The organism is Pseudomonas sp. PF05, assembly GCF_056521845.1.
The window spans coordinates 54,224-68,599 of sequence record NZ_JBWLPW010000023.1; the positions used below are offsets into that span (position 1 = coordinate 54,224).

Here is a 14,376-nt window from a genome sequence, read left to right on the forward strand (position 1 = left end):
TAAGAGGCAACCAAAAACAAAATTTTCGAAACTTTCCGAATTTAGACGGTCAACAGGAAAACCTAGTCCCTCGTAATATGGGGCTTGGTTAGAGGTAGTATCTGATCCGTTTGACATTTTTCTAGTCTGATTTCAAATTACATATTTATTCAGTGCCATTCTGGCTCGGCTCAATTGAACACGAGAGTGGCAATTCGAGTTTCACGTCCACAATGCGCTCCAGTAGCTGGATCTGATGGCTACGCTAGCATGTCGCCCAACCGACGAAACCAGCCTCGAACTTCCCCGTTCGGATCTCGCTCATCTAGCATTGCCGCTGTCATATACGGGAAGGCCTGTTGAGCAAGCTTCCTTTTCGCATTGGAATCTTTGAGGGGCTTTCCATTACCAGAGTGAGCTACAAATGCTTCACCAAAGACCTTGGGTGTCGCTTTGCCCTCCACCGGATGGTCGGTGACCTCGATATCGAAGCCAAACGCCATCGAGATAGCGTCCTTATGAAGATAGCTTTCGATCTCGTGCTTGGTAGTGACAACTGCCCACGAGCCGTTTCCCCGCTCGTTCACCTTTCTTGCAGATTCCGCATATTCAGGCACGTCCCCGTCGTAAATGTGCACCTCACGCTTGTTGAGGCCGCGCAAGTAGTGCTGGTTGACCCAATGCTCCAGCGTGCCACCGCCGAGGACAACGAAAGCTAGGCGCTCATCAGATGTTAGGTTTGGCAGCGTTGCATCGGCTTGGTGTAATGCACTGGACAGAGCTTTCAACGCCAAGACGTCGGTAGGCCCCTCGACACACACCAATACTTGAACACGGCTGTCCGGGGTCACGCCAAGCGCTTCCGCAACTTGGCCGAACGCATCGACCCCTGATTGGATTTGGGCCTTCTTAGTCTCGACATGGCGCGATACGTAGCGAATGCTCTCCTGAGGCAGCGAGGAGGCGAAACCGGGGCTGTGGGTGGTCAGAAGCACTTGGCAACCTGAGTCTTCTGACAGAGCCTTGAATGAGTCGATAAGGATGCGCTGATTTTTGGGGTGCTGCGCTGTTTCCGGCTCCTCTACAGCATAGATGATGCTGCGCTTGGCGCTGGTTTTAAGGCGACGCTCCGCCTCAGCCTTGAAGAAACTCACTAAAACCAATCGCCGTACGCCGCTGCCCCGCTTATTCAAGGGAATACCATCTTCAGTGTTCAAGCCAAGGGAGAATAGCCCCTGCCATTTTGCCGCGGTGGGCGGGCTGAACTCGGGCGTCAGCTCACTGGCAAGGTTCGGATCGATCGTAGCCAGCGCGGCATGCGTGTTCCGCGCAATCTCTTCCGCCTTCTCACGCACCTTAGCCTGAATACGCTCAATGTCCCCCTGGACCTCCGCTATCGCTGCGGCCACAGCGGCCTTCATGGGGCTCTGGACCTCGTCATCGGAATCACGACTACTTCGATCGCTTTGGAACAGCGCAAACATGGGCAGGTGCAGCTCGATCTGCTCCCAGATCCGCTTTACATCTTCCTTGGGCTTGCCCACGGGAATTGCGAGTTCTTGAAGCTGCAGGTCGTCGTTGGCGGCCCAGATGGCGTGTCGCATCCCGGGGTTGCCCTTCAGAGCGACTTCAATTCCGAGGTCTTTGACTCTTTTCTGAAGTTCTTTCTCTTTAAGCTCCAACAAATTGCTGCAGGAGGCAGCGGTGGGATGGTTGGCGATGACCAGGACCTCTGCGGTCGGCTTCTTGCTAGTGCAATCGAAGGTTTTCCGAATCCTCAACCGCCCTTCCTTGGTCAACAGGTACTCGTCAGCCAAGGTAGTTTCCGCTCCCGCATCCAGAGTCAGCGTGGGCGGAAGCTCCGAAAACTCGCAGGTGATTGAGACAGTTTTGTCAGCGTTGTGAACATGTGCATCGCCTTGCTCCATGGAAACAAGATCCCCATTGAAGAAGATTTCCAAGGCTTCCAAGATGGTCGATTTGCCGATGTCGTTCCGCCCCACAAAGGTCGTCAAATCGTCGAATACGACCCGAACTTCTTCCCCGTAGCATCGGAAGTTGATAATGCTGACTGCTTCCAAGCGCATGTTGTCGCTCCACTGAACGTCAGCCAGATCGGCTATGCGTCGATGATGCCTTGGGGAAACTGGTGGAGCAACAGGGATGAACGATGGTGCGAAGTCGCCTAGGTGGGCAGGAACGCCAGCCCGCCGCATGAGGCTGCAACTGTCCATGTCGGCAATGGATCGTAACCGCCCCATTGCGGCTGCCAATTATCAATCGCGTCAGACCTCCGACAGAAAGCTCTCTGTCTACCCGGATACCAACGTCACCGACTTGCTCCCCCGAGCCTGCGAGCCGCTGGCATTGGCTAATATCACGCGTTTGATCCGGTGGGTCCATTGGAAGGCACCAGTCGCAACACCTCGCGGGGCATTGCGCAGGTCATCAATCTGCGCGACTTGGTGGTGAACCGCGCGTTGGACCAGCGACCCGACATAGTCGAGACGGTTCGGTGACGAACGAGATACTGTCCCGCTCACATGGCGAGCATGGACGATGTAGTTCCCTGCTCCGCTTTTCACACAAGCTCCCTGCGCAGGCGTGGCATGGGGACCATGCCGCACCTGCGCAGGGAGCCGACAAGGCCGAAGGTCGCGTCAGTACCCCAGGTGATTGATAAATATGCACCTGCCGCAAAACCAGTTTTTGCCCGGCATCGCGCAAGTCATGAGCCGGGCCGTCACTGCAATCCGCAGTGACGGCCTAGCCGACGCCCCAACATCACGGGCAAATCCTGAACCCTAAAGAGTGCGGCATACATGATGATGCCCCCATACACTGGCCCAGCAAAACCTAAGACGACAGGTTCGAAAGTCGTCATCCCAGCAGCGCAAGACTCCTGCAAGCGCTGATCCAGCAGGATGGAGTTAGCCAGGTAAGCAAGGCTCCAAAAGCATACCGACCCATACCCGATGGGGCGGAGCCACTTTTGTTCTATCGGATTTATTCCATGATGTTCCGCTACTGCATCGTCCTTGGCAGCGGTCCTTTGTACAACGCGACTGCTCCCATTTAACTATCCCACCCATTTCTTTGGAGTTCTCATCGACGCTAAAAACTCGTTCATCCGGCTCCATCTCCATCTCCGTCCGGCCTTCCAGCAGGAAGAAAGACGGACGTCTCAGTCGAGACACCGGTGTTTCCTGAACACCATGCCCCTGCCCTTCGGGGATCTCGCCTAGCGAGTTGGCACCAACACTTACCAATGATTTCAGGACAGGACAACAACACAGTCAAAGCCTGTGAGCGTGGATGGTATATGGACGATTTGACCTACACCCTGCGGCAACTTTGCCGACGCAATCGCGATGGCAGTCACAACACTCAAGCCGACCGTATCCGCTCACTGGGACTGATCGCCCGCCAACTGCACGAGTCTGGTTTCCGGCAGATGAAAGCGCCCTCGCTCAAGGGCAAACACGTACTGGCACTGCTGGATCGCTGGCAAGGAGAAGGCCTGTCACCTGGCACCATTAAAAATCGGCTTGCGCACCTTCGATGGTGGGCTGAAAAAATCGGCAAGGCTGGCATTCTCCCCGCGGACAACACGCAACTGGGAGTGGCCGACCGACGCTTCGTCACTAACGTCAGCAAAGCCCAGGAACTGGGAACAGGCCTTGGCAAGATCACCGACGCTCATGTGCACATGAGCCTCCAGCTTCAGTCGGCGTTTGGACTACGCCGTGAGGAAGCGATTAAGTTTCAACCCAAGTATGCGGATCAAGGAGATCACATTCTCCTCAAGGGCTCGTGGACGAAGGGTGGACGTGATCGCTCTGTGCCGGTCACCACTTCGCTACAGCGCGAGGTATTGAACGCGGCGCATCGTCTAGCGGGAACCGGCTCATTAATCCCGGCTCAGAAAACGTATATCCAGCAGAGAAACACTTACGACGGTCAGTGCAAGGCAGCAGGCCTGAGCCACATGCATGGGCTACGCCATCATTACGCACAAAGCCGTTACGCAGCTTTGACAGGGTGGAAGGCACCGGCGGCAGGAGGAATCTCTTCCAGAGAATTGAGCCCAGTGCGGCGCTCTCAAGACAGTATCGCTCGACAAATTATCAGCCGGGAACTTGGGCATGAGAGAACACAAATTACTGCGACATACCTTGGCCGATAATTCAGGGCGTTCGAGGTCGATCCTCAACAATCCGAATCTGAAGGTGGTGGTGACCACAGGCAGTGAGAAGCCTCACCCAACATTAGGAAACAGTCGGAAACCGATTACCAGATTGACAGCAAAAGGCCTCAGAGGCATTTTTGCTATGCATTTAGCTGATTCGTTCAGCACCCCAGCCGCCAGGATCTTCGAGACGGCGCTGCGGTTCTCCGCAGGATCCATCATATGACCGCATAGCTTCCGGCAGCGCGGACAGTCGACTTGAATGTCGATGGAAGCATGACTTTCCCACCCACGACGGGCCTTTCCCGTCGTGGGGAAGGCCTTTTTTTGTTTTAGGAGGCCTTAATGAAAATGGAACTGGCGATGTATCAGGCACTGCGCGCAATCGACGTACCTGAGCTCAAAGCCGAAGCTGTTATCCAAGCATTGGAATCTGACATGCTCACACTACTCGCTACGAAAAGTGATCTCACAAACCTTGACCAGCGGTTAACTGCCGAGATCGGTAGAACAACTGCTGAAATCGGCAAGGCGACTGCTGAGATCGCTAATACTAATCATCGGCTGACTGCAGAGATTGCTAAATCTGACCTCAAGCTGTCCATTCGTATGGCTTCCATGCTCGCCGTGACGATCGGCATCTTGATCGGGGCGATGAAAGTCTTCTTATAGTTTTCTTAGCGATCACTGAAACCACGAAAATCACCTGTCCTTCGACAGGTGATTTTTTTCGCGGTTCTTGGCAACGGGCAAGGCAGCGAGCGTTACTCCCACAGCGGACATCAACCCAGCAAATTTTCCGCCCCCTTCCCTGCCTTTGATCGGACGCCGCTTTTTTGATGTACGTCCCACCTCTCCTGCATCCGCATCCCATGCGTTATCTACCAATTCTTTAAGAGCTTCTCCTGCCGTTGAGTAATTTTGGCAGGGCAACGTTCCCGGTCGGGAGTCAACCTGAAAACTGCTTGCTGCATCGCGCATTCACCATGGAAGGTTGTAAAGATTTCAATTTCAAGCGCTTACTTTTCTGCCGTGGAAACCATCGCCGATTTTTCAACAGAATCGGCCGATTTCTGCCTGTCGCGGGTGGTTGGAATCGACCCAAAGCCGCCCTTCGCATAAGGCAGAAAACGGCCAAAAGCAGACCTTCGCTAAGCGCAGCTAACGGCCAGAATCGAGCGGTCACTGTGATCGAGCACCAGCCCGGCTGCTTTAGGCTAGAGGGTATGACGTCGTTTGGTAGTCAGCCCCCCCTTTAATAAGACGAAACATTCCTGCCCAGAGGGGGCGAACTCATCAGCCACTACAAACTGAATTTTAAACCGCCGTCGATTATCCTCGCCCGCTCAATGCTATTAAGGGTTTACTGTCGAGGGAGGGAGGCGAATCAGGTCCTTCAACTCATCAATCGAATTTTCAGACGGGTCCCACCGGACGTCCTCATGTTTGAGGGTGTGGATCAAACCGCTCATTGAATGTATCTTGTAACACAAGTCCCTGAGCACTTTAGCCATTTTCAATTCATTTCCATCCGGAACACGATAACGAGTTACTACCTCGATATAACGATCATTACGCCCATCCGTAACTTCATAGCTCTCGCCGCGATGCAGAACGGCTAGACGCAGATCTTCCTTAACTCCAAAATTAGGTAGCAGCCGGCTGTAGCTGTCAACGTCGTCGTTATTAGTTATTGCCAAATGAAATAATAAAGAATCGCTTTCCAGCTTAAAATTATCATTGTAGGTTGAGTAATCAATGACTTGAGTCAACAAGCCCTCTAGCACTGAAAGTAGTCGTATGCAGTATCCGCCCAGCACTACGTCCCTTTTAAACGAGGCAATCTCTAGAGATGCCTTGGAATGAATGAAACAAAGTAGTGTATCAATTGCAGTGTTCACATCTTTTTCAAGTGCCAAAATGACCTTTAGATTGTCATTCGAGTCACCTATTCTACGACCGCTATAGGCCATACTGTGCTTGGTTACCCTGCCTTCGAGAATTGCCAGTAACTCGTTGGCAGCTACCGATAAGCTTTCACATTTGGGCAGTCTGATCCGAAAATCGCTGTATGATATAGAATCGTGCCAGTAGCTATACATGGACTTATATTTGCTGATAACTGCTTCGTCACCGGCTTCTTTGTGTAGCGCGTGAAGTGCCTCAATCACCGGTGAAAAATCAACTAGAACTCGTCCATGGTTATCTGAAGGCCGCACCATCTCGAAAAACTCAGGGATTGAGAGGCTTTCTGAGATATATCCTATCTGGCCATTGGCTTTTCTAAACCCTACAAACAACTGAGTTTTCTTTCCTTCTTCGCCTTCCATTTCGCACCTATTGGTCAAGAGAAATTACGAAATCTTCGCAGCAAAACAGTCGTTGGTCTGTTCCGGGCTGAGCAAGGAGGATAAGGAGGATTAGTTGATGTGGCTAGACCAATGTGGTGCTCGGTCAAGACAGGGTGGAGTGCCCGCCTTCGCTGCCTCAAGCTCAAACTGACTCGTCAAACCCGCCTTTGGCTAGGTCTGCTATGGGTCGACAGCTACCGCTCACGAACGACGTCTGCGGGCCAAATTGCTGCCCTTCTCAGAGGGGCAGCAATCGGCCATAAATGGGCACTGGAACGTCATCTGTAGCGTATTAGGCCCTGGATTTCACAAATATGTAGTCAGCAATTGACTTCATCTTGCGAGACCGCCATACCTGTTTTTTTATGTGGCGGAGGGTAATCTGACAATGGTGCTAGTGGATGCAAACCTGATAACTGACTGGCAAACATTCCACAGTGTTTTCGCAGAAAAGTTCGGCTTCCCGAGCTTCTACGGCCGCAATATGGACGCCTGGGTTGATTGCCTTTCATACCTCGATGACCCCAGTGCAGAAATGTCGTCTATCCATGTACAAAGCGGACAACCGCTTTCATTGGTCATCGACAATGCCCAGAATTTCAAGCGTCGCTGTCCTGAACAATTTGAAGCGCTTGTGGAATGCGCAGCTTTTGTGAACTGGCGAGTGGTCGTTGCTGGCGGCACCCCACTCCTGGCGCATGCTTTTAATGTTTAAGTGCTCGCCCATATCAATCGACAGGAGTGTTATCAGCGACTGCGACAAGGTGAAAGTTGACCGTCCTGACAGGCCGCTTTTGGCCGATTTCTGCCTGTCGCGAAAGGCTGAAAACGGCCACAAGCGGTCGATAGGATTAGACTACACCTAAGTCCTGTCAGAGATTATTTACGTGCTGATTGAATGCCAAAGGTGCGGCCAAGGTTACGTTCGAGCAATGCGGGTCCGCTCTACACGACTTTCGCTGTGGGTATGCGAAGAATGTGAAGCAACGTGGACGAGCCAGGCTGAGGTGAATATCTGTAATTTTGAAGACTACGGAACAGTAATGGCCGGCATTGGGCGCAGAGGTTTATGGTCAGAATTGGAGCCACAGTGAAAACTTCGTCATCGCGTACTTTCTGTCAAATGCCCGCTTCTGACCGTTTTCTACCTTTGGCAAACGTCAGATACGGATCGGTTGCTGCCGACAATGGGTCCTTCTGGGCGACGTACCTTGGGAGATAATCTGCCTTCCTGCGAGCATACCATCGTAGCCATCGTTGGTTACACGACCACCGTGCGCTCAGTGGTATTCCATAACGTATTCCATCAAAAAAATCTTACAAAATTTATTATTCAAAATCAGATAGATACACGATCAGTTCAGATTACCCCGGCCCACCATTTCATCATCTAAAGACGTCCACGGACGTCTTTTTTTGTGCCCCACCAAAACTCTCCGACGCCTGCTCCCGCCCTACGCGTGTCCAACCCGAGGTTACTCACAGCGCGTGGCCATAGGGAACCACCCACGTCGTACCGGCGACCGAGACCGACATCACGCCATTAATGGCATACACCCGTTGCCCTTCGGCATGCCGATGCGAAGCCACTATGCCCCCATGACCGTAGTTACCGGCCAACGTCGCCAGGGTTGTACACGCACCATGTCAGCAAGGCACCACAGCGCTCATCACGCTGAGCAGCCCCAGGCGCGATGCGTGATTGACGGCGCTTGTCACCGCCTTGAGGGACGCCAGCAAACTACTGCCGTCGCGCGCGGCGCCGAATAGCAGCCGGTTATTTACGCGAATCTCGACATAGGCAAGTGCTTCGGCCTGAGCCCCATCGCGAGCAGCGTGCTCATGATAATCGGCGATATCGAAGTGAACGCCTCGCTGGGCAAATGCATCGACCAGCGCCGCCAGCGGCCCGTTGCCCTCACCGCTGAGATCGAACTTGGTGCCACCCATGTCGAGCACGCCCTCCAGGTACGTCACAGCGCCTTCGCTGACCAATTTGGGCTGCAACAACTTGTAGGGATTGCCCTCATCCAGATAGTGCCGACTAAAGCACGCAAGGATCATCTCGCTACTGATCTCCTGGCCCGATCCATCCGCCTCTTGCTGGACCAGGCTGCTGAACTCCATCTGCAACCGGCGCGGCATCACGACCCCATGCTGCTCAAGCAGATAGGCCACGCCGCCTTTGCCGGATTGGCTATTGACGCGGATGACCGCCTCATAACTGCGCCCCATATCCGCCGGATCAATGGGCAGATAAGGCACTTCCCAGAAGCCATCGGGGTTGGCCTGGCGCACTGCAAAGCCTTTCTTGATCGCGTCCTGATGCGACCCTGAGAAAGCCGTGAACACCAGCTCACCCGCGTAAGGATGGCGAGGATGCGTGGGCAGCTGATTACAGTATTCCACCTCGCGCTGGACGTGGATGATGTCCGAGAAATCCAGCTGCGGATCGATACCGCTGGTGTAGAGATTCATGGCCAGGGTGAGGATATCGACATTGCCGGTCCGCTCGCCGTTACCAAACAGCGTGCCCTCGACCCGTTCGGCACCGGCCAGGCAGGCCTGCTCGGCGGTGGAAACCCCGGTGCCCCGGTCATTGTGCGGATGGACGCTGATGATCACGCTGTCACGACGGCTGAAATGCCGGCAAAACCATTCGATCTGATCGGCGAAGACATTGGCCGTGGAGACTTCGACGGTCGTCGGCAGATTCAGGATCATCTTGTTGCAAGGCGTTGGTGCAAAGACGTCCGTCACCGCCTCGCAGACTTGCAATGCAAAATCCAACTCGGTGAAACAAAAAGTCTCGGGGGAATACTGGAAGGTCCACTGCGTCTCGGGATTGTTGTCCATGTGCTGTTTGATTTCGCGAGTGGCCTGGGTGGCAATCTCGATGCACCCGGCGCGGTCAACACCGAATACCACGTCTCGAAACACCGGTGCGGTCGCGTTGTACACATGCACGATAGCGCGGGGAGCGCCCTTCAATGCCTCAAACGTGCGCTCGATGAGATGGCTGCGGGCTTGCGTCATGACCTGAATCGTCACGTCATCGGGAATCGCACCCGTTTCGATAAGTTCGCGCACATAGTCGAAATCGGTCTGCGAAGCGGCGGGAAAACCTACTTCGATTTCCTTGAAGCCGACCTTGACCAACAGGTCGAAGAAACGGCGCTTGCGTTCGGCATTCATCGGCTCGATCAAGGCCTGATTGCCATCGCGCATATCGACGCTGCACCAGCTAGGCGCAACGGACTGGACCTGACCGGGCCATGTGCGGTCCGGCAGATCCACTGTGGTGAAATGTCGGTATTTGCTGGAAGGATCCTTCAGCATCATGGCGGCTCTCCTTTTTTATACCGTCCGTAGGTGGGCAGGCTCGGCATCTGACGCCACCGAACATTGGATCCAATAATAAACGAACACAACTTGATACAAATTGCGTCTTCACGTCATAAAAAGGTGGAAAACCACAAGAAAAACCAATAACCATAAAAATATTGGTTACTGATGCTCGATCACTTAAATATTGGACAATTCTGGATCTTCCGGGATAGGGGTAATCCACCCCTAATGCGACGAAACATAAACAGACGGCGCAACAGGCGCCGGCAACGCATAAGTCGCCTTCATCCATTCAATCTCCGCCTGAGGCGTGCGCCCGAACATCCGCTTGAATTCGCGACTGAATTGCGAGGCGCTTTCGTAGCCGACGTTGAACGCCGCCGTCGAGGCGCTCATGGTGTTGTGCAGCATCAATAATCGCGCCTGGTGCAGGCGTGTCGATTTCAAGTACTGCATGGGCGTGGAGTCCGTCACGCTGCGAAAGTGCAGGTGAAAGTTGGGGATACTCATGTTGGCTTCGTCGGCGAGCGCTTCGACGTCCAGATGCTCGTGGTAGCAGCTGTGGATCTTGCGGATCGCCCGGGTGATCTTGCCGAAGTGCCCCTGGCGACTGAGCGCGGCGCGCATCGAGCCGCCCTGCTCGCCGGTCAGGATCCGGTAGTAGATTTCCCGTACCAGTGACGGCCCGAGTATTTGCGCTTCGCCCGGGCGGCTCATGGCTTCCAGCAAACGCAGCGTCGAGCTGCGCAGCAAATCGTCCATGGGCGAGGCGTACATGCCTTTGGGTTGGGCATCGCTGGGGCCGAGGGTCTCGTCGACTTGCAACATCAACTCGCTGGCCAGCTGTAAGTCGAGGCGCATGTAGACCGCCAGCATGGGCTCAGCTTCGGTGGCGTCGGTCTCCATGGTGAATGGAACAGGGACAGACACCACCAGGTAGTGCTGGGCGTCATACACGTAGACGTCCTCCCCCAGATAACCGCGCTTGCGCCCCTGGCACAGGATCACGATACCGGGTTCATACAACACCGGCGTGCGCGTCAGCGGCCGGTTCGAACGCAGAAAACGGATGTCCTCCAGCGCGCTGAGGTTGTAGCCCTCGACCGGCGCAAGCTGTTCCATCAACCGCACCATGCGTGAGGTGTTTGAGGCCTGAGTCATTGATGCCCCTTTGCTGGCCGCTCAACCGTCGGTCGAACGGCTCAGCGCTTCCCATTGATCGATCTCATTGGCGGCACGACTGAGTTTGTCGCGCACCAGGTTCAGGGCATCGCTGCCCAACAACACATGCGCCGGTGGCGTCGGGCTGGCAATGATCTGCAACATCGCTTGCGCCGCTTTCCGAGGGTCGCCCAGTTGCTTGCCGCTTTTCTCCACGCGCGCTTTACGTATCGGATCGAAACTGGCGTCGTAGTCGGCAATGCTCCGCGCCGTGCGCTGCATCGAACGCCCCGCCCAGTCGGTGCGAAACGAGCCAGGCGCCACCGCGGTCACGAAGATGTTGAACGGTAGCAGTTCCTTGCTCAGCGTATCGGAGAGGCCTTCGAGGGCAAACTTGCTCGCGCAGTAATAGGAAATGCCCGGCATGGTAATCGTGCCACCCATGGAGGTGATATTGAGAATATGACCGGCACGGCGCTGACGAAAGTACGGCACAAAGGCCTTGGTCACCGCCACCGCGCCAAACACGTTGACGTCGAACTGGCGACGCATCGCCTCCAGCGGCGATTCCTCGAAGATGCCTTCATGACCGTAGCCAGCATTGTTGACCAGCACATCGACCGGGCCGTAAGTGGTTTCTATCTGCGCCACTGCGCTATCGATTCGGTCGAACTCGGTGACATCCAGGATCACGCCATGGGCACGTTCCGTGGAGAGCGCTTCGAAAGCCTGCAACGCCGCCTCACTGCGCACGGTGCCGATGACACGGTGGCCCGCTGCGAGCGCCTCCTGCGCCAGGGCGTTGCCCAAGCCACTGCTCACGCCGGTGATGAAGAGGGTTTTTCTGTCGTGCATGGTGAACTCCAATGGATAAACAGGAGGCCATGGTAACGATCGAAAAATGGCCCACCTATGCCGGTTTGCCTTGGGGCATTGCCTATTCCTATCAGCGCGTCAGATTCCCGGACCGGTCACGTGGGCTGGCAACCTGGCCAAGCGGTCCCAACCGTTTGCATCGATCCCAGCGCGGTTGGGCAACCACAGTGTTTGCAGCGGCAGTTGCTCCAACACCGGCACCACGGCCGACGTGATCCGCGATTCCCCTGGATCGGCGCCGAGTGTCAGGTCCCGCAGCGGCAATCGCTTTCACCCACAGTCCCCTCTCTAGCCATGACAAGGTGCCAAATGGACGGCTAATTCGAACCCGTTGATAGCTGTAAACCAAATGTAGGGAAATACAGCCGTAGAAAGGCCAAAGCTCCTACATGAAGCTCGGAAAGCGGTGTCTTGTAGCGCTTGATCGGGGCGGCCTATAGTTCCTCGTCGCCCAATGGCGACTCGGGTTTGGCGACCCGGCAACGAGGTAGCTCCTTACAACTGAATGAGGTCCTACCGATGAATCGATACATGCCCATCACCGGCATCGACTGCACCCCCGCTACCCTGCTGATCGACACCGAAGCCCCGCTTGATGTCCTCTTCGAAACCGCCGACTACCGTATCCGCACGGTGACTCAACTGCTGGAAAACATCGCGTTCCGTTCAGAGATCAGTTCCGACACGCTGGTGCTTTCCGACTTTTGCAAAATGCTGACGATTGCGCTGCGCGACGGGTGTGATGTGATGGATGTGATTGGCAGACGATTGCGGGCGCAGGCGGCGGAGTAAGTGAAGACGGGCGACTATGGCCATAACGTAGCCCCCACCGTCGGGAGCAACTACATCCATCTACTCCGATGAGCTGTGGCGCAGTTCGTCAAGAACTGCGCCACATTTTCAACCCAAAATGGCGCGATTCTGAGAACTGCGCCATAATCGCGCCAAATCTTCTCTAACAGCGCCAACATAACCATGCCTTCGACCACCGACATACTGAACAGTATCCTGGCATCCAGGAGCGGGGCGAGCCTCTCAGAGCTTTTGACCAAGCACCCGGAAATCGCCCGGCGAACGGCGCAGCGCATCCTTGCAAATCTGGTCGAAAGCAGCCAAATCACTGCACAGGGAGAAGGCAGGGCACGACGTTATTTCGCAATAGAACACCAGGCCGAAACCCACGCCCTGAATACTGACACCGATGCCTTCCCTGCCTTCATTCCATTATCTGCAGACAGCCGGGACATACTCGCCTATATCAACCAGCCCACAGAAGCGCGCAAGCCGGTGGGCTACCAACGTGACTTTCTGGACGCCTATCGTCCTAACGAGACAGGGTACTTACCTGAGTCGTTGCGGCGCCAATTGCACAGGATGGGCAAAACCGCAGATGCGACGGAGCCAGCAGGCACTTACAGCCGGGCGGTCCTGAATCGCTTGTTGATTGATCTGTCGTGGGCATCAAGCCATCTGGAAGGGAACACCTACTCACGCCTCGACACGCGACAACTCATCGAGCAAGGTAAGGCAGCACAGGGCAAGGCCGCTATAGAAACGCAGATGATCTTGAACCATAAGACAGCTATCGAGCTTTTGGTCGAGAACATCGAGAGTGCCGAGTTCAACCGCTACACATTGATGAACCTGCATAGCGCCTTGGCCGAAAACCTGCTGCCCAACCCAGCAGACGAGGGCCGAATTCGCCAGCACGCCGTCGACATCGGGAAAAGTACCTATCGCCCGCTCTCAACGCCACAGCAAATTGAAGATGCACTGGACGTCCTGCTTGGCAAAGCCAATCAGATCGCTGATCCGTTCGAGCAGTCTTTCTTCATGATGGTGCACCTGCCCTATTTGCAGCCTTTTGCCGACATCAATAAACGCACCTCCCGACTGGCAGCGAATCTCCCTTTGTTCCGGGCCAACCTTTGTCCGCTGACCTTTCTGGATGTACCGGAGCAGGCCTACAGCCGAGCCACATTGGGCGTGTACGAAATGACTCGGGTAGAGCTGCTTCGCGACCTGTATATCTGGGCCTACGAACGCTCAACACAGGAATATCTGGCAATCAAGCAAGACCTTGCGGAGCCGGACCCTTTACGCCTGGCATGGCGAGACCTCATCAAGAAGACCATTCGGGAAATCGTCACTCACCCAGAGCTTGACCCATTGTCATGTATTCAACGCTCGGTAACGGAATATGTTTCGGAAAGAGAGCAGCCGGAGGTGCAAGCACTGATCGTCGAAGAACTCCGTCGACTGCACGAAGGGGTCCTCGCACGCTATGGGTTACGACCATCAGAGTTCATGTCCTGGAAGTCGCTCCATGGCCACTGATGGATGATCACTGCGCAAAAATGGGGACGCCCATTTATTCATCAACATACAAACCAACAGACCTGCTCATAAAATAAATCTGTCCCCTTTCGATCCCTTTTTGCTGGTATCGAAGTAAAAAAAAGGGGACAGATC

Annotated in this window: 11 protein-coding genes and 1 pseudogene; 5 read left to right on the top strand and 7 right to left on the bottom strand. The window is 54.8% G+C overall.

Annotated elements, in window-relative coordinates:
• Window positions 1–239: 239 nt before the first annotated feature.
• The gene (locus AC09SL_RS26825; RefSeq protein WP_058543812.1) at window positions 240–2,066 is read right to left on the bottom strand and encodes an ATP-binding protein; all 1,827 of its coding nucleotides are present in this window, start codon (window positions 2,064–2,066) and stop codon (window positions 240–242) included.
• 1,235 nt (window positions 2,067–3,301) lie between these two features.
• Here AC09SL_RS26825 and AC09SL_RS26830 point away from each other — a divergent pair.
• Window positions 3,302–4,165, top strand: coding sequence for an integrase domain-containing protein (locus AC09SL_RS26830; protein ID WP_058543813.1), 864 nt, complete (start codon window positions 3,302–3,304; stop codon window positions 4,163–4,165).
• 348 nt (window positions 4,166–4,513) lie between these two features.
• Window positions 4,514–4,840 (top strand): hypothetical protein, encoded by a 327-nt coding sequence (locus AC09SL_RS26835; RefSeq protein WP_058543814.1) that lies wholly within the window; start codon window positions 4,514–4,516, stop codon window positions 4,838–4,840.
• 683 nt (window positions 4,841–5,523) lie between these two features.
• Here the strand turns inward: AC09SL_RS26835 and AC09SL_RS26840 are convergent.
• Window positions 5,524–6,498, bottom strand: coding sequence for a hypothetical protein (locus AC09SL_RS26840; RefSeq protein WP_058543815.1), 975 nt, complete (start codon window positions 6,496–6,498; stop codon window positions 5,524–5,526).
• A 409-nt stretch (window positions 6,499–6,907) separates the two neighbouring features.
• On the opposite strand from AC09SL_RS26840, the gene AC09SL_RS26845 reads away from it, so the two are divergent.
• Window positions 6,908–7,234 carry a barstar family protein gene (locus AC09SL_RS26845; RefSeq protein WP_081264509.1) on the top strand — a complete coding sequence of 109 codons (327 nt, stop codon included), beginning with the start codon at window positions 6,908–6,910 and terminating at the stop codon, window positions 7,232–7,234.
• Window positions 7,235–7,998: 764 nt separating this feature from the next.
• On the opposite strand, the gene AC09SL_RS26850 is transcribed toward AC09SL_RS26845, so the two are convergent.
• The 5 genes and pseudogenes from AC09SL_RS26850 to AC09SL_RS26870 form a co-directional block, all read right to left on the bottom strand.
• Window positions 7,999–8,109, bottom strand: coding sequence for a cupin domain-containing protein (locus AC09SL_RS26850; protein WP_479571964.1), 111 nt, complete (start codon window positions 8,107–8,109; stop codon window positions 7,999–8,001).
• A 57-nt stretch (window positions 8,110–8,166) separates the two neighbouring features.
• Window positions 8,167–9,861, bottom strand: a complete 1,695-nt coding sequence (leuA, locus tag AC09SL_RS26855; protein ID WP_058543817.1) for a 2-isopropylmalate synthase — start codon at window positions 9,859–9,861, stop codon at window positions 8,167–8,169.
• A 231-nt stretch (window positions 9,862–10,092) separates the two neighbouring features.
• A complete protein-coding gene (locus tag AC09SL_RS26860) occupies window positions 10,093–11,028 on the bottom strand; it encodes an AraC family transcriptional regulator (RefSeq protein WP_058543818.1) in 936 nt (311 codons plus the stop codon).
• Window positions 11,029–11,049: 21 nt separating this feature from the next.
• Window positions 11,050–11,883 carry an oxidoreductase gene (locus tag AC09SL_RS26865; RefSeq protein ID WP_058543819.1) on the bottom strand — a complete coding sequence of 278 codons (834 nt, stop codon included), beginning with the start codon at window positions 11,881–11,883 and terminating at the stop codon, window positions 11,050–11,052.
• Window positions 11,884–11,982: 99 nt separating this feature from the next.
• A pseudogene (locus AC09SL_RS26870) lies at window positions 11,983–12,168 on the bottom strand (leucine-rich repeat domain-containing protein); the annotation flags it as partial.
• Window positions 12,169–12,423: 255 nt separating this feature from the next.
• On the opposite strand from AC09SL_RS26870, the gene AC09SL_RS26875 reads away from it, so the two are divergent.
• Together AC09SL_RS26875 and AC09SL_RS26880 are read left to right on the top strand one after the other, a co-directional pair.
• Entirely contained in the window at window positions 12,424–12,696 is a 273-nt protein-coding gene (locus AC09SL_RS26875) for a hypothetical protein (RefSeq protein ID WP_064107062.1), read from the top strand.
• Between the two features lie 183 nt (window positions 12,697–12,879).
• Window positions 12,880–14,241 (top strand): Fic family protein, encoded by a 1,362-nt coding sequence (locus AC09SL_RS26880; RefSeq protein ID WP_058546209.1) that lies wholly within the window; start codon window positions 12,880–12,882, stop codon window positions 14,239–14,241.
• Window positions 14,242–14,376: the final 135 nt, after the last annotated feature.

Excerpts from the sequence above, each read along its gene's own strand:
- AC09SL_RS26825 (WP_058543812.1), bottom strand. The coding sequence starts at position 2,066 with ATGCGCTTGGAAGCAGTCAGCATTATCAACTTCCGATGCTACGGGGAA.
- AC09SL_RS26830 (WP_058543813.1), top strand. The coding sequence starts at position 3,302 with ATGGACGATTTGACCTACACCCTGCGGCAACTTTGCCGACGCAATCGC.
- AC09SL_RS26835 (WP_058543814.1), top strand. The coding sequence starts at position 4,514 with ATGAAAATGGAACTGGCGATGTATCAGGCACTGCGCGCAATCGACGTA.
- AC09SL_RS26840 (WP_058543815.1), bottom strand. The coding sequence starts at position 6,498 with ATGGAAGGCGAAGAAGGAAAGAAAACTCAGTTGTTTGTAGGGTTTAGA.
- AC09SL_RS26845 (WP_081264509.1), top strand. The coding sequence starts at position 6,908 with ATGGTGCTAGTGGATGCAAACCTGATAACTGACTGGCAAACATTCCAC.
- leuA (WP_058543817.1), bottom strand. The coding sequence starts at position 9,861 with ATGATGCTGAAGGATCCTTCCAGCAAATACCGACATTTCACCACAGTG.
- AC09SL_RS26860 (WP_058543818.1), bottom strand. The coding sequence starts at position 11,028 with ATGACTCAGGCCTCAAACACCTCACGCATGGTGCGGTTGATGGAACAG.
- AC09SL_RS26865 (WP_058543819.1), bottom strand. The coding sequence starts at position 11,883 with ATGCACGACAGAAAAACCCTCTTCATCACCGGCGTGAGCAGTGGCTTG.
- AC09SL_RS26875 (WP_064107062.1), top strand. The coding sequence starts at position 12,424 with ATGAATCGATACATGCCCATCACCGGCATCGACTGCACCCCCGCTACC.
- AC09SL_RS26880 (WP_058546209.1), top strand. The coding sequence starts at position 12,880 with ATGCCTTCGACCACCGACATACTGAACAGTATCCTGGCATCCAGGAGC.